Origin of the sequence: Bhargavaea cecembensis (genome assembly GCF_001619585.1) — a bacterium.
In the GTDB taxonomy this organism is placed as follows: Bacteria; Bacillota; Bacilli; order Bacillales_A; family Planococcaceae; genus Bhargavaea; species Bhargavaea cecembensis_A.
Genome location: NZ_LQNT01000001.1, coordinates 298,705 through 320,295 on the forward strand (window position 1 = coordinate 298,705; position 21,591 = coordinate 320,295).

The 21,591-nt window shown below is 53.9% G+C and carries 20 protein-coding genes and 1 other annotated feature; of the genes, 17 read left to right on the forward strand and 3 right to left on the reverse strand.

Going from position 1 to position 21,591, the window contains the following annotated elements:
* The first annotated feature begins 382 nt into the window (after positions 1-382).
* Entirely contained in the window at positions 383-1,132 is a 750-nt protein-coding gene (locus AV656_RS01520) for a hypothetical protein (RefSeq protein WP_063178133.1), read from the forward strand.
* Here the strand turns inward: AV656_RS01520 and AV656_RS01525 are convergent.
* Positions 1,091-1,282, reverse strand: a complete 192-nt coding sequence (locus AV656_RS01525) for a hypothetical protein (protein WP_063178135.1) — start codon at positions 1,280-1,282, stop codon at positions 1,091-1,093. The two genes, AV656_RS01520 and AV656_RS01525, sit on opposite strands and share 42 nt — an antisense overlap.
* A gap of 62 nt (positions 1,283-1,344) precedes the next feature.
* Positions 1,345-1,568, forward strand: a binding site (T-box leader).
* A gap of 48 nt (positions 1,569-1,616) precedes the next feature.
* On the opposite strand from AV656_RS01525, the gene AV656_RS01530 reads away from it, so the two are divergent.
* Complete coding sequence (locus AV656_RS01530) at positions 1,617-4,271, forward strand: valine--tRNA ligase (protein WP_063178137.1); 2,655 nt, start codon at positions 1,617-1,619, stop codon at positions 4,269-4,271.
* Positions 4,272-4,652: 381 nt separating this feature from the next.
* On the forward strand, positions 4,653-5,699 hold the full coding sequence (locus tag AV656_RS01535; RefSeq protein WP_063178139.1) for a nuclease-related domain-containing protein: 1,047 nt from the start codon (positions 4,653-4,655) through the stop codon (positions 5,697-5,699).
* Positions 5,700-5,826: 127 nt separating this feature from the next.
* Here the strand turns inward: AV656_RS01535 and AV656_RS01540 are convergent, their stop codons facing one another.
* Both AV656_RS01540 and AV656_RS01545 read right to left on the reverse strand, forming a co-directional pair.
* Positions 5,827-6,624, reverse strand: a complete 798-nt coding sequence (locus AV656_RS01540; RefSeq protein ID WP_063178141.1) for an ATP-grasp domain-containing protein — start codon at positions 6,622-6,624, stop codon at positions 5,827-5,829.
* Positions 6,621-7,487, reverse strand: a complete 867-nt coding sequence (locus tag AV656_RS01545) for an ATP-grasp domain-containing protein (RefSeq protein WP_063178143.1) — start codon at positions 7,485-7,487, stop codon at positions 6,621-6,623. Before AV656_RS01545 ends, AV656_RS01540 begins: the two co-directional genes overlap by 4 nt.
* 75 nt (positions 7,488-7,562) lie before the next feature.
* Here AV656_RS01545 and AV656_RS01550 point away from each other — a divergent pair, with 75 nt between their 5' ends.
* The 14 genes from AV656_RS01550 to AV656_RS01615 all read left to right on the forward strand — a co-directional run bounded on the left by AV656_RS01550 (position 7,563) and on the right by AV656_RS01615 (position 21,564).
* Positions 7,563-8,747 (forward strand): bifunctional folylpolyglutamate synthase/dihydrofolate synthase, encoded by a 1,185-nt coding sequence (locus tag AV656_RS01550; protein ID WP_063178145.1) that lies wholly within the window; start codon positions 7,563-7,565, stop codon positions 8,745-8,747.
* Between the two features lie 218 nt (positions 8,748-8,965).
* Positions 8,966-9,541, forward strand: coding sequence for a type IV pilus modification PilV family protein (locus AV656_RS01555; protein WP_063178146.1), 576 nt, complete (start codon positions 8,966-8,968; stop codon positions 9,539-9,541).
* A 2-nt stretch (positions 9,542-9,543) separates the two neighbouring features.
* Positions 9,544-10,059 carry a prepilin-type N-terminal cleavage/methylation domain-containing protein gene (locus AV656_RS01560; protein WP_231877227.1) on the forward strand — a complete coding sequence of 172 codons (516 nt, stop codon included), beginning with the start codon at positions 9,544-9,546 and terminating at the stop codon, positions 10,057-10,059.
* Between the two features lie 32 nt (positions 10,060-10,091).
* Positions 10,092-11,573 carry a hypothetical protein gene (locus AV656_RS01565; RefSeq protein ID WP_063178150.1) on the forward strand — a complete coding sequence of 494 codons (1,482 nt, stop codon included), beginning with the start codon at positions 10,092-10,094 and terminating at the stop codon, positions 11,571-11,573.
* Positions 11,574-11,600: 27 nt separating this feature from the next.
* Entirely contained in the window at positions 11,601-12,458 is an 858-nt protein-coding gene (locus tag AV656_RS01570) for a preprotein translocase subunit SecG (RefSeq protein WP_063178152.1), read from the forward strand.
* Complete coding sequence (locus tag AV656_RS01575) at positions 12,445-13,857, forward strand: VanW family protein (protein ID WP_063178154.1); 1,413 nt, start codon at positions 12,445-12,447, stop codon at positions 13,855-13,857. Before AV656_RS01570 ends, AV656_RS01575 begins: the two co-directional genes overlap by 14 nt.
* 29 nt (positions 13,858-13,886) lie before the next feature.
* Complete coding sequence (locus tag AV656_RS01580; RefSeq protein WP_063178156.1) at positions 13,887-15,542, forward strand: GspE/PulE family protein; 1,656 nt, start codon at positions 13,887-13,889, stop codon at positions 15,540-15,542.
* Positions 15,543-15,575: 33 nt separating this feature from the next.
* Positions 15,576-16,616: a type IV pilus twitching motility protein PilT gene (locus AV656_RS01585; RefSeq protein ID WP_063178886.1), complete on the forward strand. Its 1,041-nt coding sequence runs from the start codon at positions 15,576-15,578 to the stop codon at positions 16,614-16,616.
* Entirely contained in the window at positions 16,616-17,821 is a 1,206-nt protein-coding gene (locus AV656_RS01590) for a type II secretion system F family protein (RefSeq protein WP_063178158.1), read from the forward strand. Before AV656_RS01585 ends, AV656_RS01590 begins: the two co-directional genes overlap by 1 nt.
* A gap of 127 nt (positions 17,822-17,948) precedes the next feature.
* On the forward strand, positions 17,949-18,407 hold the full coding sequence (locus tag AV656_RS01595; RefSeq protein ID WP_063178160.1) for a prepilin-type N-terminal cleavage/methylation domain-containing protein: 459 nt from the start codon (positions 17,949-17,951) through the stop codon (positions 18,405-18,407).
* A gap of 14 nt (positions 18,408-18,421) precedes the next feature.
* Positions 18,422-19,342, forward strand: coding sequence for a type IV pilus biogenesis protein PilM (pilM, locus tag AV656_RS01600; RefSeq protein WP_063178161.1), 921 nt, complete (start codon positions 18,422-18,424; stop codon positions 19,340-19,342).
* A 3-nt stretch (positions 19,343-19,345) separates the two neighbouring features.
* On the forward strand, positions 19,346-20,131 hold the full coding sequence (locus tag AV656_RS01605) for a hypothetical protein (protein ID WP_063178162.1): 786 nt from the start codon (positions 19,346-19,348) through the stop codon (positions 20,129-20,131).
* A complete protein-coding gene (locus AV656_RS01610) occupies positions 20,128-20,805 on the forward strand; it encodes a hypothetical protein (RefSeq protein ID WP_063178163.1) in 678 nt (225 codons plus the stop codon). The genes AV656_RS01605 and AV656_RS01610 overlap by 4 nt, the downstream gene beginning before the upstream one ends.
* Before the next feature lie 3 nt (positions 20,806-20,808).
* Positions 20,809-21,564: a prepilin peptidase gene (locus AV656_RS01615; RefSeq protein ID WP_063178164.1), complete on the forward strand. Its 756-nt coding sequence runs from the start codon at positions 20,809-20,811 to the stop codon at positions 21,562-21,564.
* The last annotated feature ends 27 nt before the right edge of the window (positions 21,565-21,591 follow it).

Here is a 21,591-nt window from a genome sequence, read left to right on the forward strand (position 1 = left end):
GGCGTCCATGTTGCAAGTTGCGGTTCCTTGTTTCAACTCGAGCGTCCATGTTGCAAGTTGCGGTTCCTTATTTCAAATCGGGCGTACATATTGCAAGTTGTGGCTCCTTATTTCAACTCCGGCGTCCATGTTGCAAGTTACGGTTCCTTATTTCAACTCGGGCGTACATATTGCAAGTTGCGGTTCCTTGTTTCAACTTCAGCGTCCTTGTTGCAAGTTGCAGGTCCATATTTCAACTCCGGCGGCTATGCTGCAAGTGACGGCTCTTCATCCAATTCCTTCATCACCTTCAATGCCCAAAAATACATCGCCCGACCCCGCCATATTGGAGCGTCCGGATGCATATATTGTTTTATGCGCGAACATAGAGGAGGAGAAGCAGATGGCGATGTCGGCATGGACGATGGAGCAGACGTTCCGCTTTCCGCAGGGTTGCGGTGAGCCGGTGCGTGCGGAATCAGTGAATGTGACGCCCCAGTACACGGACGAGCATACGGAAAATGCCTACCGGCTGACCGGTATTTATCACCTGACGTGCATGGCTGTGTTTGACGGGGAAGGGGGAACCCCCGAGCCGGAAGGCGCGACGATGATCGAAGAAATCGACATGGACGGGGAGACGGGTTACTTCGAATATGCGGTACCGCTCTATGTCGACCTTCCCTCTGAGACGGGCGAGGGAGCTTCAATCAAGTCGCAGGACGTCCGGGCTCATGTCAATGAAGACGGAGCACTGTGTGTCACTTGGAAGGTCGACTGCCTGTATGGCAGCAATATGGATGATGAGTCGGATGAATCGGAGCAGTCCCCGAAGGCGGAAGTGCTGGAAGCAAAGGATGAATCTTCGTCCAGGCCGGAAAGCAGCAGCAGCCACCACCGGTCACCGGAGCTGGCAAAGGTTGAGGAAGCCGAATCTTCATCGGTTCGCGCAGCTGCCGAGCCCGAGCTGAGACAGCCTGTTGCCGCAGCCGTCCCTGCAGAAAAGCCCCGGGCCGCCGTGGGAGCTTCCGAGACATCACAAAGCAGCCCGGATGAGGTCAGGGCATTCATCGCGGGCCTGGAAGATACGTATACCGTCTTTTCCTATCCTTCATATAAGATCCTTGTAAAACGCGACGCAGAGTCCGATTAACACCACGAGCAGGAGGAAATCTCCGGTCGTCGGGACGAAGAGCGTACGGATCAGCTGGAACACAGTAATTGGAATGATGATCATCTTGCAGTAGAAGCGGATCTTCCGGAGGCAGGGCGGCAGGAGCCACGGATTGTAGTTCTTTCTCAAGGGGAACACCTCCTTTCGTATTGACGGGCGGATGCCGGTTTTGTACAATGAACGAAATGGATAACGATGCAGTGAGCGGGAAGAGTAGGAACGGTAGTTGTCAGGAGAGAGGGAGCGGCTGGTGAGAGCTTCCGTCAGCACCGTCCGAAGTCGCCCGTGAGCAGCCTCCGCGAATCGAGTAGCGGAGTGCCGGTCAGACGACCGTTATCGTTTCGAGCGCCGGCCGCTCAGTTTTTGCGTGCCGGAACTAAAGGTGGTACCGCGAAGTCAGCCCTTCGTCCTTTATTGGACGGAGGGTTTTTTGATTTCCCGGAAACAAAAGGAGGATGTTGAGATGGAACAGAACGGACAGCAGGAAACGTCCCTGCCGACAAAGTACGATCCACAGTCGATCGAGCGCGGCAGATATGAATGGTGGGTGAACGGCAAGTTCTTCGAAGCGCAGCCGGAAAGCGGCAAGGAGCCATATACGATTGTCATCCCGCCTCCGAACGTCACGGGCAAGCTCCACCTTGGCCACGCCTGGGACACGACACTTCAGGACATCCTAACCCGCATGAAGCGCATGCAGGGATGCGATGCGCTCTGGCTACCGGGTATGGACCATGCCGGCATTGCGACACAGGCGAAGGTCGAAGGCAAGCTCCGCGAAGAAGGGAAGAGCCGCTACGACCTCGGCCGCGAAAAATTCCTTGAAGAGTCGTGGAAATGGAAAGAGGAGTATGCCGGGCATATCCGCGAGCAGTGGGCGAAGCTAGGCCTCGGCCTCGATTATTCCCGCGAACGCTTTACTCTTGACGAGGGTCTGTCTGAAGCGGTCCGTACCGTCTTCGTCAAGCTGTATGAAAAAGGCCTGATCTACCGCGGCGAGTACATCATCAACTGGGACCCGCAGACAAAGACGGCCCTGTCGGACATCGAAGTCATCTACAAAGACGTACAGGGTGCCTTCTATCATATGCGCTACCCGCTTGCAGATGGCACGGGATCGATCGAAATTGCGACGACCCGTCCGGAGACGATGCTCGGTGATACTGCAGTCGCCGTACACCCGGAAGATGAGCGCTACAAGCACCTGATCGGCAAGACGGTCAAGCTGCCGATCGTCGGCCGCGAGATCCCGATCGTTGCGGACGACTATGTCGAGATGGATTTCGGAAGCGGTGCGGTGAAGATCACGCCGGCCCACGACCCGAACGACTTCGAAATCGGCAACCGCCACAACCTCGAGCGCGTTCTGGTCATGAACGAAGACGGCTCGATGAACGAGCGTGCCGGCAAGTATCAGGGCATGGACCGGTTTGAGTGCCGCAAGCAGATCGTGAAGGACCTTCAGGAAATGGGCGTGCTCTTCGAAATCGAGGAGCATATGCACTCCGTCGGACACTCCGAGCGGAGCGGCGCGGTCGTCGAGCCGTACCTTTCCACACAGTGGTTCGTCAAGATGGAGCCGCTCGCGGAAGCCGCGGTCGAGCTCCAGAAGGGCGAGGAGAAAGTCAACTTTGTCCCTGAGCGCTTCGAGAAAACATACCTGAACTGGATGGAGAACATCCGAGACTGGTGCATCTCCCGCCAGCTCTGGTGGGGCCACCAGATCCCGGCCTGGTACCACAAGGAAACGGGAGAAATCCACGTCGGCATGGAAGCGCCGGCTGATTTGGAAAACTGGAAGCAGGACGAAGACGTCCTCGACACCTGGTTCTCGTCCGCACTGTGGCCGTTCTCGACGCTGAACTGGCCGGATGAGGAAAACGAGCTGTTCAAGCGCTACTACCCGACGGATGCTCTCGTTACGGGCTATGACATCATCTTCTTCTGGGTTTCCCGGATGATTTTCCAGGGCCTTGAATTCACCGGCGAGCGTCCGTTCGAAGACGTTCTCATCCACGGACTCGTGCGCGCCGAAGACGGCCGCAAGATGTCCAAGTCGCTCGGCAACGGTGTCGACCCGATGGACGTCATCGACCAGTACGGAGCGGACTCGCTGCGCTACTTCCTTGCGACGGGCTCGTCCCCTGGGCAGGACCTGCGCTTCTCGAACGAGAAAGTCGAATCCGTCTGGAACTTCGCGAACAAGATCTGGAACGCATCCCGCTTCGCTCTGATGAACATGGATGGCCTGAAGTATGAGGAAATCGACCTGAGCGGCGAGAAGTCCGCGGCAGATGCCTGGATCCTCACACGCCTGAACGAGACGATCGAGACTGTGACAAAGCTTGCCGACAAATACGAATTCGGTGAAGTCGGCCGCGCGCTGTACAACTTCATCTGGGATGACTTCTGCGACTGGTACATCGAGATGGCGAAACTGCCTTTGTATGGCGAAGACGAAGCAGCGAAGAAGACGACCCGCTCGATCCTCGCTTACGTTCTCGACAACACGATGCGCCTGCTCCACCCGTTCATGCCGTTCATCACGGAAGAGATCTGGCAGAGCCTGCCGCACGAAGGCGAGTCGATTGTCGCTGCCAAATGGCCGGTCGCCGATCCGGCGCTGTCCGATGAGCAGCGCGCCGGCGTAATGAAGACGCTCATGGATGTCATCAAGGCGGTCCGCAACATCCGTGCTGAAGTGAACACGCCGATGAGCAAGAAAGTCGCGCTCGCGATCCGCACACATGACGACTCGACACAGGCCGCGCTTGAAAACAACCGCGCGTACCTCGAGCGCTTCTGCAACCCGGAAACACTCGAGATCGGCCGCGACCTCGCTGCACCGGACAAATCCATGTCCGCCGTCGTCACCGGCGCCGAACTCTTCATGCCGCTTGAGGGACTCATCAATATCGAAGAGGAACTCGCACGGCTTGAGAAAGAATTGGGCAAATGGCAGGGCGAGCTGAAGCGCGTCGAAGGCAAGCTCTCCAACGAACGCTTCGTCTCCAAAGCCCCGGAAGCCGTAGTCGAAGAAGAACGTGCCAAGCAAAAAGACTACCAGGAGAAATACGACGCCGTGCAAAAACGCATTGCAGAACTGAAAGAGATCTGAATATGAGATGGACCCCCGCCGGTGATGGCGGGGTTTTTTTGGATGGGAGCGGGCGGGTGGCGGTTGTGAGCAGACGGGGTTCCTGGACTCTTATTGTCTCTGCTTGGACTCTCGTTGTGCCTGCTTGGACTCTCATTCCAAACACTTGGACATTCAAGAGCTCTTCTTGGTCTTTCGTTATTTCAAGCTCTGTTCCAGGAGAAAAGACCCGGGCATTGAAAACCTGACAATCCCACACGTGACTTAAGATTAATTTTTCGAGTTACATTGATGCCGCAAAATTGAAAGATGGTCCACGTGGTTCCATGCTGTGCACTGCCATGATAAGCTCGGGAAAAAGGAAAGTGGGTAGTCGGGATAGGAACCCAATGGGACACGAAGATGCTGGAGTTTGCAATGGAACAAGCACTCTTTAGACTGCCGGAACGGAGTCGGGAATATGGTGAGCTGGAAAAGCAATTAAATAATGTCCGGGCGGGAGCTGACGGAGAGAGGAAGGTATTGGAGACCATTCGCTCTGTCTCTCTTCCGGAGGACTGTTGCATCATTGAAAACTTGAACTTGCCACTGTTAGGCGGATTGCAGTTCCAGATTGATTTTGCATTGATTGCACGCAGCGGCATTCTCCTGCTGGTGACGAAACAAATCGGCGGCAGGCTTCGTTTTCATCAGGGGCCTGCCGAACTGAGAAAAGTCGATGATACCGGGAGAATCATTCAGACTTTTGATTGCCCGGTCACACAACTTCATGATCAAATCGGTAACCTGAATGATTGGCTGGAACTTCTCGATCTAAGAACAAACATACAGGGGTTTGTCGTGTTCGCGAATAATCCGGTAATTGAGGCAATTCCAGCGGCGATGCCAGTCGTCAAATTGCGTGAGCTCCGTGTTCAAATCCGTTCTCACATAAACAAACCTGCGGTGATCGATAACGAAAAAGTGTTATCCATCGCAAATTCACTCCGACATCATTCGAAGCCCTATTTACCTTTTCCGTATAGTGAACATTACAAGATGAATTCGGTATTACTTTACCGTGGAATGCTTTGTAATCGATGTGGGAGCTATCTCAAGAAACGGACGGAACGAAGCTGGGAATGCGAATCATGCAGGATGATCAGCCATAAGCCTCATCTGGAAATGTTGCTGACATGGTTCCTGCTGATCAGTTCGACAATAACTCCACAGCAATGTTTGTCCTTATTCAATTATCAATCTCACAAGAGTGCACGGAAGTTAATCATGCAACTGCCTGTCACTCGTATCGGGTCAGGTGGATACATCGGTTTTCGGGCAGACTATGCAGAATTTCACCGGTCGGCAACCGTGCAGAGCATTATTGATGAATGGAGATCTCATGGAACGCAGCGGATGAATAAACAAGAGTCCAAGCAGAACATGCGAAAGACCAAGCAGAGCAATTAAGAGACCAGGCAAAGACAACGAGAGACCAGGCAAAGACAACGAGAGACCAGGCAGAGACAACGAAAGACCAGGAACCCCCTCACATCGCGCCACACCAAAAATCCCCCGGCCTCTACCCGCCGGGGGATCATTCGTTCAACTTCACCCTGATATGCTGCATCAGCACTTCCGCGATGTCGGTGTCGCTTGTTTCATAGAGCGATCGGGCGCCGACGGGGTCCTCGATTTCGTTCAGGAGGAAACCTCCGTCGGGGAGGAGGAGGAAGTCGACGCCGATGTAGTCGCTTTTCAGGGCGCGGGTGAGGCGCTGGGCGGCGCGCACCATGTCCGGTGTCGGGCGGTACGGGTCGACGCGGCCGCCGAGCGTATAGTTGGATTTGAATCCGGAGCTGCCGGTGCGTTTGACGGCGCCGGCAAGTTCGTTGCCGACCATGAAGAGGCGGACGTCGGCGGCTCCGGATTCGATAAAGGGCTGGCCGATGATGCGGCGGTCCATGAAGCGGGTGAAGAACCAGCCGGCTTCCATCTCGTCGAGGACCCGGGCGACCTCGACACCTCCGTGTCCGTCAACGGTCTTCAGGACCGCCGGGTAGCTGTCCAATTCATCCGGGCATTCGACGAGCCGGCTCGGAACCGCAGGGACCCCCATGAATGTCGCCAGCTGAAAGGTCGCGAATTTGTCGTTCGAGATTTGGTTGACCCTCGCACGGTTAAACAGTCGGTGGCCGGCATTTTCCAGCTCACGTGCAAGTTTCGGGTTCCGTTCCCTGAAGATGACGAAGTCGGCGTCCGGCGACAGGTCTTCCGGATACATCGATAAGGTCAGCAAAAGGCCTGCGCGCTCGGCAGCAAGCTTCAGGAGTTTGATGAAGCCGACATTGCGGGCAGCCTCATCCGGACGGTAATAAACAATGCCGTGCTTCATTGCAGTTTCTCCAATATGTATTCAATCATCACGTCGGCAACGTTGATGCCGGTCACATGATAGATATTGCGGATATGTGCGGCGGCATTGACTTCGCAGACGAGCGGCCGGCCGTCCGGGCCGAACAGGAGGTCGACACCGGCGAATTCGGCACCGACAGCCCTTGCCGCCTCTAATGCAATCCGCTGCTGCTCATCAGTCAGCTCCACGGGCTCTGCAACCCCGCCGTTCGTGATGTTTGCCCGGAAGTCGGTCTCGGAGTGCCGGTACATCGCCGCAACGATCCGGCCGCCGACCGTGTTCACCCGAATGTCGCGCCCACGGCTGGAAGTGATGAACTCCTGGAAGACGAAGTCGACGCCCCGAAGAGACTCCACCTTCTCATAAAACGCCTCTTCCGTTTCGATCAGGTACACCTTTGCGCCGAATGATCCATGGCCTTCCTTGATAATCATCGGCAATCCGAAATCAGAGAGCACCCGCTCGAAGTATCCGGTCCCGGCTATAGAGAAGTTCGGATAGACTTTCGGCGCGATGACCGTCCGCGGCATCGGAATTCCCGCCCGGGCCAGCCGGATGTACTGCTTGGCCTTATTGTCGCACGTCTCGATCACTTCCGGATCGTTGAATACCGGAATGCCGGATGCCTTCAGCCAGGTGGCCAGCAGGATGTCCTTGTCCAAGAACACGACGAATGAAGGCGGCGCACCGATTCCTCGCTGCAGATCCATCATGACCTCATAGTTTTTCCGGATTTCGGCCAGGACTCCGGCGCGTTCCGCCGCCTCGGCAACAAGACGTGCCTGGTCCGCAAACTTATCCGATACGAGGCTGCCATTGTAAATGACCCAACAACTCTTCATCGCTCTTCCTCCACTTAAACCGCGCTCTACGCTAAAATGAATTCATCACAAGTTTACCACACGGAGGAGACGGCTTTGATTCCAAAACTGGATTTCTATCAAAAGAAGCACGAACTGATGAGCGCGGATGAGATCCGTCCGGGGCTGGAGGCGATGGAAGAGGCACTCGGCAAGCTTGGTTATCCGGAACGGGGAATGCGTTATATCCATGTTGCCGGCACGAACGGCAAGGGGTCCACGGTGGCCTTCATGGAATCCATCGCCCGGGCGCACGGCCTCCGGACAGGCTCATTCACGTCTCCTGCAACAACGGATCTCCATGATCAGATCCGGCTTAATGGCCGGCCGATCACGGAAAAAGAAGCCGACGCTGCATTTGCAGAAATGAAAAAAGCCGGGATCTCGGGACTGCTCACCGATTTCGAGCTGCTCACAACCGCGGCATTTCTCATCTTCAAAAACCACCAGCCAGATCTTGTTTTTCTTGAAGCAGGCATGGGCGGGCGGTTTGACAGCACAAATGTTATCGTGCCGGAAGCATCCGTCATCACGTCGATCGGCTTGGACCACACTGGCTTTCTAGGCGGCACAATTAAAGAAATTGCCTGGCACAAAGCAGGAATCCTGAAGCCCGGAAAGCCGGGAATCATTGGCCCGCTCCAACCTGAAGCTTTGGAGGAGGTAACACGAGTCGCAAAGGATGCCAATGCTCCGATCTCCATCTATGGAAGAGACTTTACCGCAATTCCCGGGATTCATCCGGGACTATCAGGTCCCCATCAGGAAGTGAACCTGGCGCTCGCCGCGGAAGCTCTGAAGGCGACGGAGTTTCCTCTGGATCCGGAAAAACTGAGAACAGGAGCGGAGACTGCATTTCTCCCCGGAAGGTTTGAACAGATTAGTCCGGACGTCTACTTGGATGGTGCCCATAATCCTGCGGCGGCTGAAGCGCTCGTCCGGACGGTTCGGGAACAATTCGGGTATGATGCGAAAGTCAATTTGATGATCGGCATGCTTGCCAGAAAAGACTACCAGCAGGTCATTCAACTGCTTGAACCGATTGCCGCGTCGGTTACGTTCTTAGATTTTCCTGATCAGGATGCTGTACCTGCTTCAACACTTGCAGAGTCCGCAACCGTCCGAGCCTCAATTCTTTCAATCAGCGAACTCAGCAAAGGAGCAGTAGATCGACAGCAAAAGCCGCTCATCATTACTGGGTCCTTGTCCCTAATCTCTATGATCCGTCCTGTTTTCCTGTAATTTCCCAGGAAACCGCGTTACGGTGGAATATTGCCGACCGCGTACTTTATGTCGGCCGAAAACAGGCAAGTGGTGGAATCTATCAGGGGTGATAGACCGGGAAACCGGTCTTTTTTCATGCATGTCGGAAATTGTAGGAAAAAAGAAGTAGGAAAGTCATGACAAAACGGCTCGGATTTAAGATAATGAAGGAAGATTGTGAAGAGGAGGGGAGATAGATGAATAGATTCAGGCAGAATTGGAACGAAAAGGGGCTGACTCTTGTCGAAATCCTCGCCACCCTCGTGATTCTCGGCATCGTCTTCATCGGCATCATGACCCTCTTCCCTCAGATGACTCTTTTCAACGAACGGACCGAAGTGAAGCTGGACACGATGAATGTGGCAAGGCAGGAGACCTCGGTTCTTAAAACGATCCCGCTGGAACTGAAGTGGGAGAAAGTCACGGGAATGACAGAAGCGGACAACAACCTGATTGCCGGGCAATTGGAAACGGTTCTGAAAAACCGGCCAGATCTCGTTGAATCCTCGCTTTCAGTGACCACAAACCCGGGGGCTCTTGATATAACACTGAACTATTCTCTGGACAACGGAAACCGGGTAGAGGCACATGTTCAAAAGCCGGATCAATGCTCGGATGATTGTACGGATATAAAGAAGTTTGATGAAGTGTTCGATACGTTCTTCCTGAGAAAGATGAAAATAGAAGTGTATGAATCAGCAACCTCCACAAATCCGATATCAAAAAACTACGGTTATCTGAAAGTAGAAAGAAAACCGGAGGTGGGTCCGTGAAGATGGAAAGCCTTAAAAACGAGAAGGGGCTGACACTGACGGAACTCCTGGCGGTTCTTGTTCTTGCTTCTCTTGTACTCACGATCACCATGACGGCATTTGGAATCGGTGCGAAATATCAGGCGGCTGAAACCGAAAAGGTGAAGTTGCAGCAAGAGATGAATCTCCTGATTACCCAACTGACACATGCGCACCGGTCAGGCGACTGCTATGAACTTTACCCGGGCGCCACAGGACTGGTCCGCAAGGTTTTCGAAAGAGAAGGCGGTTCAAGAAGAGGGGCATGCACCACTTCCGAACTGTCACCGCCAATTGAGGATCGATTTGCAGAAAGCTACTCGGTTGAAGTTTCTATCGACCGAATCCAGATGTCTCCCCCTGATCCTGCAAATCCAATTGATCCGCTGACGCTGCCGATCGATCCCTTTTCCGAAAACGTCAAGTTGACGCTAACACTGGAAATGGACGGCGGAAGGGAATTTTCGCAGACCACTATGCTTACGCGTTACAAAGAATGAGTGGGACTTTTAAATCGTCGGAGGGGACAATCATGAAACGAGTGAGGAATGAGCAAGGATACACATTGGTGATTGTCCTGCTGATCGTCACCCTGCTGCTCGCTTTTTCAGCCACATTCATGGCCGGATCTCTGAATCATTCCCGGCAGGAGCGGACGGTGGAGACAGGAACACAGGCCGTGGCCGCGGCAGAAATCGGGATTGACTATGAATCCGCGCATTTCAGCGCCCAATTCAAAGAGCTTCTTGCAGTAATCAATGTAGAAACCCGTAAAGAACTGAATGAGCTCAGGGCCTGTATCACGCCTCCCGTCGGGGAAAAATGTGATACAGAACAAAAGAGGGATGCATTTGAACAGGAGATCGAAAAAACAATCAGAGGTATCTTCTTTGATGAACTTAGAGGGCTTAAAAGCAGATCTGGCCTAACTGTACAGAAAGAGATCGACACCGATGTAATGTTCAGAAAAACGGCTGTCGAGGTTACTCCGTCCTTGGATACCGCCGACCCTTCGATCAAAAAAGTGACATTCAAGTTTCCAATCGAGGGTCAGGCGAATGGAAGGACAGATGAACTTACCGCCGCACTTACCATTCAAGTACCTGATTATTTCCTGAATCCGGATGAGGGTTCCAGGGTTCCGGTTACGACGATTGAGGAAATAGAGGACCTTACTTATGAAGATGTATTCAACTCTTCCAAACCTGCGGAATCATGTACAGCAGATTATATTGGCAGAATCCTGAATCAGACAGAAGGAAACCTGGTGGAAGCTCCCTATCATTGCAAAATTGATGGGATGTCGATTGAAAACTTTGTGGCATTGCTGAAAGACAAAGGCCTGGACCCTTCCGATTTCACCGTTCACTCTTCAGATTTTCTCAGAGATGCATGCGGAACGGGAGCTGCCGAGTGCAAAAACCTGAACAATATCGATTTCAGCGGAATCAATGTTTACGTCCCCGTCATGGACGACAGCAAGTTCAACAACATGAACAACCTGAAGAAAGCGACCCTCATCATCAACGGTACGCTCAATCCCGGCAACAACATCATGAATATGGGTAAGGACGGAAACAAACAGCAAATCATCGTTAAAGGCCTGAAGACCGGCAACAACATCAAGGATATGGACAATACCAACTTCCTCATTCTGGGCAATACGTCTCAAAATCCTGCTCCGCTGGAGTGGGGACAGCACTTTGAGGTGAGTGATTACTCCAAGCTTTGTATTGATCTCGACCGCCTTGACCCGTCCGGCATCCAGCGCCTGAAAAAAGAGCTGGTCATCTCCGACAGTGCATCGCTCATTTACTATTCGGAGAGCGGGAAAAAGCTTGTGATGGAAGAGCGGCAGCCGAACAAGATCGATTACAACGCCTATGTACAAAAGGCGGACAGCTATTCCGGCTTCCTCGAGTCATGCGGCGTCAGCATCAAGGAGCTGACGACGGTTGAGATTTCAGAGCCGAACGTGATCGGTTCAGATTACGACATCAAGGTCGATTATTAACTATGAAACATTGAAAGAGGGTCCGACATGCTCGATTATATCTTCTTGGTGATTGCGGCCATCATCCTATTTCCGATTCTCTTTTTGCTCATGCAGAAAGGGAAGGCAGGTAAGCTCTTGGTCACCATTGCATCCTCTGGGTTCTTCATCGCGCTTGCGGGCATCTACCTGCAGAACCAATTCACTCTCTACTATTCTTTCCTCGGCATGCTGGGGCTTTCGTTTGCCGCTTCAGTCCTGATCGGCAAGCGTGCCGGCGAAGAGGCGGTTGCAGATGTCCCGGATGTGTTGGTGGGACCAGTTGATTTCCGTGAGGAGTCGTTCGATTCCCAAATGCCCCGTAGCGAAGCGGATGAATTTGAACTTCTAGTAGAGTCCATTAAGGATGGCTCAGGATCACAGATGTCACTGCAAGCGGCCGAAACAACTGCTGCGGCGGACGAAGAGTCTGATGAAATCCACGACGAACTGGAAATTAGCACTCCTCTAAAAATCCAGGTCACACGCGAAGAGTCGGCTGCATCCGCAGAAACTGCAAAATTGGGGGCGCTCCGTGAAGAGCCGATGCAGTATGAACCTGAAATACCCACTTCAGCGGAGGAAAATGCCGGGCTGCTGACCGACGACGATGAATTGCCGGTCGTCGGCACGCCGATTCAAACATCCCATGAAGCTCCGAGGGGAGAAAGCGGACACCCGGCACCTGATTGGGCAGATGAAGACGACTTTCTCGAAGAGGATCTGGAATCCTGGCTGTCTTCACGTCCTGACCCTCCTGATGAGATGCAGAGGGAAAACGAGGAAGCTGAACCCGAGCCTGACCCGTTTGGGCTCTTAAGTGAAGAAGACCTGATTGTGGAGGATGGACAAGATGGAAAGCAATAAGAAATCATTATCGGTATTTATGGGCGTTCTCGCCTCCACATTTTTCTTCTATATATTCGCTTCAGGCGGATCGATGCTTGCGGGGAACCTCCTGTTCCCTTCAAAAGACTTCGGGGAGAACACCTATATCGGTCCTTACGATGTGTCTGACTTCAAAGAACCCGAGACGGTGAAGGTGCTGAGTGATGGGGTAACGGATTTGCAGGGCCGCTTTGACGTGAATATCGTCTACCAGGACGCCTCTTTCCAGCTGCCGCAAGAGGCCGTTTCTTATGATGTTGACGGTACAATCGACAACGCATCCAGCGGTCAGGAAAACCCGATGCTCGCTCAAGTGAATGGGGAAGCGGTACGTACGCTCCTGTCACAAAACTTTGGAGAGCTGAGCTTCACGGAGCAGGAACTCAGTTCCATCACAGACGGGATCGAACGGCGGCTAAGGTCCGGGACAATGCCGGCCAATATCCAGATCACCGACTTCATGGATGCCAACCGGCTTTCTGCGGCTGACCAGGTGGCTTCTACCACTTTCAGCGGCCAACCGGTCAGCAACGGTCTTCTGAATGCCATGGCTGCTTTGGACGGTTATCTAGTAGAAGCAGGATCATCCGTATCATTCATTCAAATGCTAGAGTCGACGGAGAACGGTACCCTGACCGAGGCTGAGATGACACGGATTGCTTCCGTCCTGTACGCAACGGTGCTCAACACTAACTTCATCATCGATGAGCGGTCCATCAGCGACCGGCTTCCCGAAGGAATTCCTGTCGGCTATGAGGCAGCAGTCAACATCTCCACGGGCATGGATTTCAAATTCACCAATCCTAACGGATCTGCGTTCACGATCAGAACGGATGTCACTGGCGATTCACTGACTGTTGCACTCGAAGGGTTGCCGCTCATGTATGACTACTCAACATCGGTCACCGGTTTGGAAAACTTCGACCCACGGACGATTAAACAGTTCAGTGAAAATGTACGGACAGCTTCCCCTAGAATTGATGAAGAGGGGGAAGAAGGAGTCCGGGTTACAGTCCTAAAGCATGTCTCGGCCGGGTCCATCGAGCAATCGGTTGAGGAAGTATCAACTGACTTCTATGCCCCTGTCCACCGGATCGAAGTCCACAGGTTAAAACCGAAGGAACAGCCGGCTGCCGAGAACGGCGAGGGTAAGGAAACAGATGATGACGCTGACGGTTCCGATAGCTCGGAAACCTCTGAGGAAAATGACGATAACGGTTCCGAAACAGGTTCTGGCGGAGGTTCCACCGAAAACACTGGCGGATCCGGCAATACCGGGAAAGGATCCGATGAGGGTTCGACGGATGATGGTGACTCTAACCAAGACGACAGCGAAGAGATCATTTATGACAAAGGTGGCAATCCGATCGAGCCATGATAAGCATGCATAGAGAGGAGGAGGATCTGATGGTGCAGGCCAGAATGCGGCTGGGAGACATGCTGATCGAGTCCGGCCATATCACCGCTGAACAGCTGGAAACCGTTCTGAAAGAAAAGCCGAAGGAGCAGCGGCTGGGCGAGGCGCTCGTGCAAAAGGGCTTCATCACGGATATGCAGCTGGTTGAAACGCTTGAGCTGCAGTTGGGCATTCCTCACGTCAATCTGTTCCGTTATCCTTTTGAGCCGCAGATTTTCTCGCTCGTGTCAAAAGAATTCGCCAAGCGGAATCTGCTTGTGCCCTTGAAAATCGAGGGGGACAAGCTGTTTGTTGCCATGATCAATCCGACTGACTATATCGCAATTGAAGACCTCCGGCTGTCCACCGGATTCCAGATCGAGCCGGTCCTCGCCTCACAGGACGACATCCAGAAGACAATCGCCAAATTCTATGAAGAAACGTTTGATGACCTGTTCATAGAAGATCAGAAAAACAAGGAAGAGGACGAGGAGAGCCTTACCGACCTCGACTCGCCGATTGTTCGCCTTGTCAACCAGATCCTGTCGGCTGCTGTCGTCCAGAAAGCATCTGACATCCACTTTGATCCGAGGGAGCACAAGGTGCTAGTACGGTTCCGGGTGGATGGCATGCTGAAGGACGAACGGGCACTGCCGAAACATATGCAGGCGATGGTGACGGCGCGAATCAAGATCATGTCCGGATTGGACATCACCGAACACCGGGTTCCGCAAGATGGAAGGATTAAGACAAATGTGGATTTCCGGCCGATCGACCTGCGTGTATCGTCCCTTCCGACCGTTTACGGCGAGAAGATCGTCATGCGGATTCTCGACCTGAGCAGTTCACTGACCGACATGGGACGGCTCGGATTCAACCGGATCAACTTGGACCGGTTCACGAAAGAGATCATGAAGCCGAGCGGGATCGTTCTGATCTCGGGTCCGACGGGTTCAGGAAAGTCCTCGACGCTGTACGCAGCACTCAACCAGCTGAACCGCGAGGAAGTCAACATCATCACCGTGGAAGATCCGGTCGAATACCAGTTGGGCGGCATCAACCAGGTACAGGTGAATTCAAATGTCGGGATGACGTTTGCTGCCGGGCTCCGCTCGATTCTCAGGCAGGACCCGGACATCATCATGGTCGGGGAAATCCGGGACAGGGAAACCGTAGATATAGCGGTCCGGGCATCGCTGACCGGCCACCTTGTCCTGAGCACGATCCACACGAACGATTCGGTCTCCACAATTACCCGTCTCCTCGACATGGGCGTGGAACCATTCCTCGTGACGGCCTCGCTGAACGCGGTCGTCGCCCAGCGGCTTCTCCGGCGGGTATGCCGGGACTGCGGTGAGAAAATGCCGGCAACGGAACGCGAGCGGGAAATCTCCGCAAAGCGAGGAATCAAGATCGAGGAAGTGACGCGCGGGGCGGGCTGCCCGTCCTGCAACATGTCCGGTTACCGGGGCCGGATCGCGATCCATGAAGTACTGGTGGTCGACGATGACATGCGTTCGGCGATCAACCGGGGCGAAGGGGCTGCAAAAATGAAGGAAATCGCCATCCGGAACAAGACGATCTTCCTCATGGATGACGGCCTCCTCAAAGTAAAACAGGGAATCACGACGACGGAAGAAGTGTTCCGTGTCGCGATGCTCGATTAGGCGGGATGAATGATGAATGAACAATTAATATCGATGAAAGAAACAATTGATTCTATTTTGACGGCGGCCTTCAATTACAGTGCCTCGGACATCCACTTCTCGGTGGGCGTGCCGCCGATCTTCCGTGTCCACGGTGAACTTAAGAGGTACGGCAAGGAAATCAACAAGCCGCAGTTCACGGAAGACATCGCGAAGGCGGTGATCCCCGAGACGCTTTACGATGATTTTCTTGAAAAAGGGCAACTGGACTTCTCGTATGCGGTTCACGGAATTTCCCGGTTCCGGGTGAACGCCTATCGCCAGCGCGGTTCCGTTTCGCTCGCATTCCGGACGATCCCGACAAAGATCATGAGTGTCGAGGACCTGGGAATGCCGGAAGTTCTGAAGGAGCTTGCGGAAACGCCGCAGGGCCTGATTCTCGTGACCGGCCCGACCGGTTCCGGGAAGTCAACAACTCTTGCAGCAATGATCAGGCACATCAATGAAAAAATGCGGAAGCACATCATCACGCTGGAAGACCCGATCGAATTCGTCCACAATCACGGCACATCGATCATCGACCAGCGGGAAGTCGGTTTCGACACCGATTCGTTCGCGGACGGGTTGCGTGCGGCACTACGTCAGGACCCGGATGTGATCCTCGTCGGGGAAATGCGGGATCTTGAGACGATCTCGATTGCCATCACAGCGGCGGAAACCGGCCATCTCGTCTTCGGAACGCTCCACACATGGAGCGCGGCATCGACAATCGACCGAATTATTGACGTATTTCCTTCCTCCCAGCAGACCCAGATCCGGATTCAGCTGGCGGGTGTCCTGAAAGCGGTCGTCTCGCAACGACTGTTCAAGACAAAGGACGGCAAGGGGCGCCGTGCCGCCACGGAAATCATGATCAACAACCCGGCGATCGGCAACCTGATCAGGACGGAGAAGATTCACCAGATCCCAAGTGTCATCCAGACAAACCGCGCAGCCGGCATGCATACGATGTCCACTTCCGTCCAGGCACTGGTCGACAGTGGGGCCATCGACCGTGAAATCGCCAAAGGCTATCTGGAAAGCGAGGACCACTGATGCCGCGCTATCAATATGACGGCAGGGACCGGAAACGAGTGAGGAAGGGCACGATCCAGGCGGACAATCGCCGCGAAGCGGTGCTGAAGCTCCGTGACCAGGGCATACGGGTTCTAAACATCAATGAGATGCCAGAGACGACACTGACGAAGGAAATTTCCATCGGCAGCCCGGTAAAACGGCCTCAGCTCATCATGTTCCTTCAGCAGTTTTCCACACTGCTCCGAGCCGGCGTGACGATCGTCGAAGCGATCACCATCCTCTCCCAGCAAGTCGAGTCCAAGCCGTTCCGGAAGATCCTGTCGGAAATCGGGGATGACCTGCGTGGCGGGGGCTCTCTCAGTGAAGCGATGGCCAAGCACCCAAAAGTGTTCGAGCCGCTCACGCTCAATATGATTGCAGCGGGTGAAGCATCCGGAACGATCGACGACTCACTCGACCGCCTGGCCGTCCACTATGAAAAGTCGTATGCGACCCGCCAAAAGGTCGTCTCGGCGATGGTGTACCCGGTCGTCGTGCTCGTTCTTGCATTCGGAGTCGTTATCTTCCTGCTTACCTCGATCGTCCCGATGTTCGTCGAGATGTTTGAGAGCCTGGATGCGGAACTTCCAGCGATTACTCTGTTCGTCCTTGGGGCGAGTGAGTTTATGCAGAAGTATTGGTATATTCTCGTCGGTTTTGTTCTGCTGGTTGTCATCGGAATCTATGTGATGAACCGGACGAAGGAAGGCAAGTACATGATTGACACGTTCCTCCTCCGGATGCCACTGATCGGCGACTTGATGAAGAAATCGGTGCTGTCAACGATGACCCGGACGCTCAGCTCGCTGTTTACGAGTTCGGTCCCGATCCTGCAGGCGATGACGATCACCGAACGGATCGTCGACAACGCCGTTATTGCAAAAGTCATGAGGGAATCGCGGAACTCCCTCCAGCAGGGGAACTCCATTGCAGCACCGATGAACGGCCACTGGGCGTTTCCGCCGCTCATCCCGCATATGATCGCAATCGGCGAACAGACTGGTGCCCTCGACAAAATGCTCGTCAAAGTCGCCGAATTCTATGAGAAAGAAGTAGAAACGGCAACCGAGCGGATGAAGGCATTGATCGAACCGCTCATGATGATTTTTTTGGCTATCATTGTCGGAACAATCGTCATGGCCATCATGATTCCGATGTTCAGCATGTACGAGCAGGTGGGATAGGCAGGAAAAACCACAAGAAAACGGTCGAAATGTGTAGAAAAGAAAAAAGAGAGAACATCTATGCAAATCTATTAATCTAGCCTATAATAGGTTTGAAGTAATCATAAAGTCATAGGGGGAAAGTCTTATGTTGAAGTTTGTCCAAAAGAAATTAAAAGAGGAAAAAGGGCTCACACTGATCGAGCTCTTGGCGGTTATTGTCATTTTGGCAATCATTGCAGCGATTGCGATTCCGGCGATTGGAAATATCATGGAAAATAGTCGATACACAGCTGTTAAAAGTGATGCAATTAACGTAATTAATGCCGCGCAATTGTATTACACTGATACAGCTTCTCCAGTTACACCTGTAACGGTAGAAATTCTGAAAAATGATAACTTTTTGGAATCATCAGGCGAGATTCCAGATGCCTCAACAGTTAGTGCAAACAGTCCACATGCATTAACAACTCCAGCCGGTACACCAATTGTATTTTCGGGTACTAAATCTGTAACATTTACTGGAGCTACTATTCAAGGTATTAACGATGATGACACAAAGGGTAGCGAAGTAGATGATGAGGATGGAATTACAATAGACGAGTAATAGGAGTTGACCCCATGTCCCCATCCCTTTTCAAACGCCGTCAGCGCGTCGTGTCAGTGACGATCGAATCCGACGCGATCCGCTACGCGGAGCTGCGGTCTGCCGATCCGCTCGTCCTTGAGCGGGTCGGTGAGGTGCCTCTGCCGGCAGGTGCTGTCGATGGCGGCCAGGTCGCCGATCCGGCGGCCCTCGCTGCGGCGGTGGAGGGGGCGGTCGGGCAGTGGGGGATCGGACGCAGGCGTGTCCGGTTCCTCGCGCCCGATAATTATGTCATGATCCGAAAAGTGCAAACTCCGGCCGATGTCCCTGAAGATGAGCTGAAAGGCTACTTCTTCATTGAGATCGGCTCTTCTCTTTATTTGCCGTTCGACGATCCGCTGTTCGACGTCGTGCCGTATGCCGGTGAAGGGGAAGAGCGGGAGTCGCTCATTATTGCCACGAAGGAAAGCGTGATCCGGCAATATGAGCGTGCGCTGGACGGCGCGAAGCTGAAGCCCGTGGAGTGTGACATCGCCCCGCTCGCCCTGTACCGCCTTGCCTATATCCAGCACGGACTGGAAGAAAAACGAAACGTCCTGATCGCCGATTTTCATGACGGCAATCTGACTGTTTCGATCTTCCACAATCATCAGCCGCTGTTTATGCGGCCGATTGACTTCGGAGATGATGAGGACCGGTCGCCTGACGCGGCATACCGTGAAATATCAAAGATCATCAATTTCTACACATTTAATATGATGGACGGCAACGAGACAATCGACTGTCTGTTCATCGCGGGTGAATATGAAGGGGCCGAGGAACTGAACCGGCTCTTCCGCGAACAGATGGGCCAGGAAACCGGGCATGTCCTGAACGGTCCGGCGCAAGATGCGTCAGGCCAGGAATGGCCTGCGAGATTCGACCGGGTGATCGGCCTGGCATTGAAAGAGGTGTAACGATTGCTCGTCGATATTAACTTATTGCCGGAACGGGAGAGGGGGGCCTCCAAGGCCCTTCTGGTGTCGCTGGCCTTTATTGCGGCGGCGCTCCTGTTCTGGCTGACGCTGTTCATCATGGCGGAACGGAATGCCGACGAAGCGGTCCGTCTTAATGCCCAGTCAGAGCAGATCCGTGGCCGTCAGGAGGAGCTTCGCTCCGTCATGACCGGAACCGACACGATGGCCGAACGCCAGCAGCTTGAGGCGACGGTCGAGTGGGCGGAAAGCTACCGGTATCCGACCGCGCTGCTCCTCCGCCAACTTGTCTCGCTCCTGCCGCTGCGAGGGTTCATCATGGACTTCACCTATACCGGACCGCATACGGCCGAGCTCGACATCCAGTTCGACCGCTACGAGCAGGCCGCCCATTATCTCGCTAGGCTGAAAGCGACAGAGATCATTGAAACTGCGGCGATGACAGAAGTGACGGCGGAACCGCTTGAGGAAGAAACGGATGAAGAAGGCAACCCGGACAATCCTGATGAGACACTCGTCCCGCGCTACCGTGCGGTGTACACGATCGAATTCGTCGATACCCGCGACGACGCGGAAGGAACAGCAGTCGGTGAAGAACCGGTGGAAGGCGAGGAAGAAGCGCCTGCCGAAGGGGAAGAAACCGATGTCGATGTCGATGTGGAGCAGGACGTCGATCAAAATCAGGACGTCGACGTCAACGTCAACACGGAAACGGATCCGGCTGGGGAACAGCCTGAAGACGGAACTGCGGAAGGGGGAGATGGACAGTGAACCGGCTGAATATGGACAAGAAAGAAACCATCCTCCTGTTTGTCTCCATCCTGTTCTTTATTTCGCTTTTGCTGTATTCGTATTTCATGCTGTTCACCCCGGCCCGTGATGAACGTCTTCAGGCCCAGCAGACGGTACAGACGGAACGCCAGGTGCTCTCGACACTCCAGCAGCAGGTCGCCGGTGTTGAGTACACCGAGCCGGCCAGCAGCCAGCCGCTCCAGCAGAAAGTGCCGGTGCTGCCGGTCGAGGAAATCATCCTCCTGCAGGTCGGTAAGGCCGAAGTCGTCTCCGGTACAGAAATCCAGGGTGTTTCATTCTCGACGGGCGAAATGCTGATCGAAAACCCGCCGGAAGGTGTGGAAAGCGTCGATGAGCTCCTGACAACGGTCCAGATCACTTCCAAGGATTATGACGGCATCATCACGTTCATCGATGAAGTGGAAAAGCTCGAGCGAATCACCGTCACCGATGCCATCAGTGTTTCCGGTCCTACCGAGAAGCGGGAGGAAGCGGATGAGGACGAGCCGATCCCGATGGAGCTGACCTTCTCGTCGTTCTACCGCGACGACCTCGAGTCACTTAAGGAAGAAGTTCCAAAGGCACCGGCGCCTCCGGCATCCATGAAGGAAGATCCGTTTAAGTTTGAAGACAAATCGGAACAGGGGAACTGACCGATGACATGGCTATGGGCAGTGCTCTTCTTTATATACGGTCTTGTCTTCGGCTCTTTCTTCAACGTCGTCGGACTCCGTGTCCCGGAAAGGCAGTCGATCGTCCGGCCGCCGTCCAGCTGTCCAAGTTGTAAACGGCGGTTGACGGCGGCCGACCTTGTGCCGTTTTTCTCGTTTGTCTTCCTGAAGGGGAAATGTCGGGGCTGCGGCTCGAAGATCCATTGGGTGTATCCGGTGATGGAGCTTCTGACCGGGATTGTCTTTGCACTCGCGTATCTCCGGTTCGGTTTTTCCGGTGAACTGGTTGTGGCGCTGCTGTTCCTGTCGCTTCTCGTCATCATCACCGTCTCGGATATTGCGTATATGCTTATCCCCGACAAGATTCTCCTTGCGCTTGGTATTCCGATCCTCCTGCTCAGGATCGCCTTCCCCACGGAGCCATGGTGGGACGGGCCTGCCGCGGCGCTGGTTATGCCGGCGCTTCTTCTGCTGATTGCCATAGTGTCGAAGGGCGGCATGGGCGGGGGCGACATCAAACTGTATGTGGTGATCGGACTCGTGCTCGGGCTGACAAATTCATTTTTATCGCTGTTCATCGCGTCTCTGGTCGGGGCGGTTGCCGGTTTTATCATCCTGAAGAGGCAGGGCAAGGGAAGGCGCACGCCGGTCCCGTTCGGCCCGTCGATCGCGTTTGGCGCCACGATTGCCTACCTGTACGGGAGCGAGATTGTCGGCTGGTATCTGAACCTGTTTGTTTAACCCGATAAATTTAAAGGACAAGACGAC

Coding starts and splice junctions, on each gene's coding strand:
- AV656_RS01520 (WP_063178133.1), top strand. CDS start 383: ATGGCGATGTCGGCATGGACGATGGAGCAGACGTTCCGCTTTCCGCAG.
- AV656_RS01530 (WP_063178137.1), top strand. CDS start 1,617: ATGGAACAGAACGGACAGCAGGAAACGTCCCTGCCGACAAAGTACGAT.
- AV656_RS01535 (WP_063178139.1), top strand. CDS start 4,653: ATGCTGGAGTTTGCAATGGAACAAGCACTCTTTAGACTGCCGGAACGG.
- AV656_RS01540 (WP_063178141.1), bottom strand. CDS start 6,624: ATGAAGCACGGCATTGTTTATTACCGTCCGGATGAGGCTGCCCGCAAT.
- AV656_RS01545 (WP_063178143.1), bottom strand. CDS start 7,487: ATGAAGAGTTGTTGGGTCATTTACAATGGCAGCCTCGTATCGGATAAG.
- AV656_RS01555 (WP_063178146.1), top strand. CDS start 8,966: ATGAATAGATTCAGGCAGAATTGGAACGAAAAGGGGCTGACTCTTGTC.
- AV656_RS01560 (WP_231877227.1), top strand. CDS start 9,544: ATGGAAAGCCTTAAAAACGAGAAGGGGCTGACACTGACGGAACTCCTG.
- AV656_RS01565 (WP_063178150.1), top strand. CDS start 10,092: ATGAAACGAGTGAGGAATGAGCAAGGATACACATTGGTGATTGTCCTG.
- AV656_RS01570 (WP_063178152.1), top strand. CDS start 11,601: ATGCTCGATTATATCTTCTTGGTGATTGCGGCCATCATCCTATTTCCG.
- AV656_RS01575 (WP_063178154.1), top strand. CDS start 12,445: ATGGAAAGCAATAAGAAATCATTATCGGTATTTATGGGCGTTCTCGCC.
- AV656_RS01580 (WP_063178156.1), top strand. CDS start 13,887: ATGGTGCAGGCCAGAATGCGGCTGGGAGACATGCTGATCGAGTCCGGC.
- AV656_RS01585 (WP_063178886.1), top strand. CDS start 15,576: ATGAAAGAAACAATTGATTCTATTTTGACGGCGGCCTTCAATTACAGT.
- AV656_RS01590 (WP_063178158.1), top strand. CDS start 16,616: ATGCCGCGCTATCAATATGACGGCAGGGACCGGAAACGAGTGAGGAAG.
- AV656_RS01595 (WP_063178160.1), top strand. CDS start 17,949: ATGTTGAAGTTTGTCCAAAAGAAATTAAAAGAGGAAAAAGGGCTCACA.
- pilM (WP_063178161.1), top strand. CDS start 18,422: ATGTCCCCATCCCTTTTCAAACGCCGTCAGCGCGTCGTGTCAGTGACG.
- AV656_RS01615 (WP_063178164.1), top strand. CDS start 20,809: ATGACATGGCTATGGGCAGTGCTCTTCTTTATATACGGTCTTGTCTTC.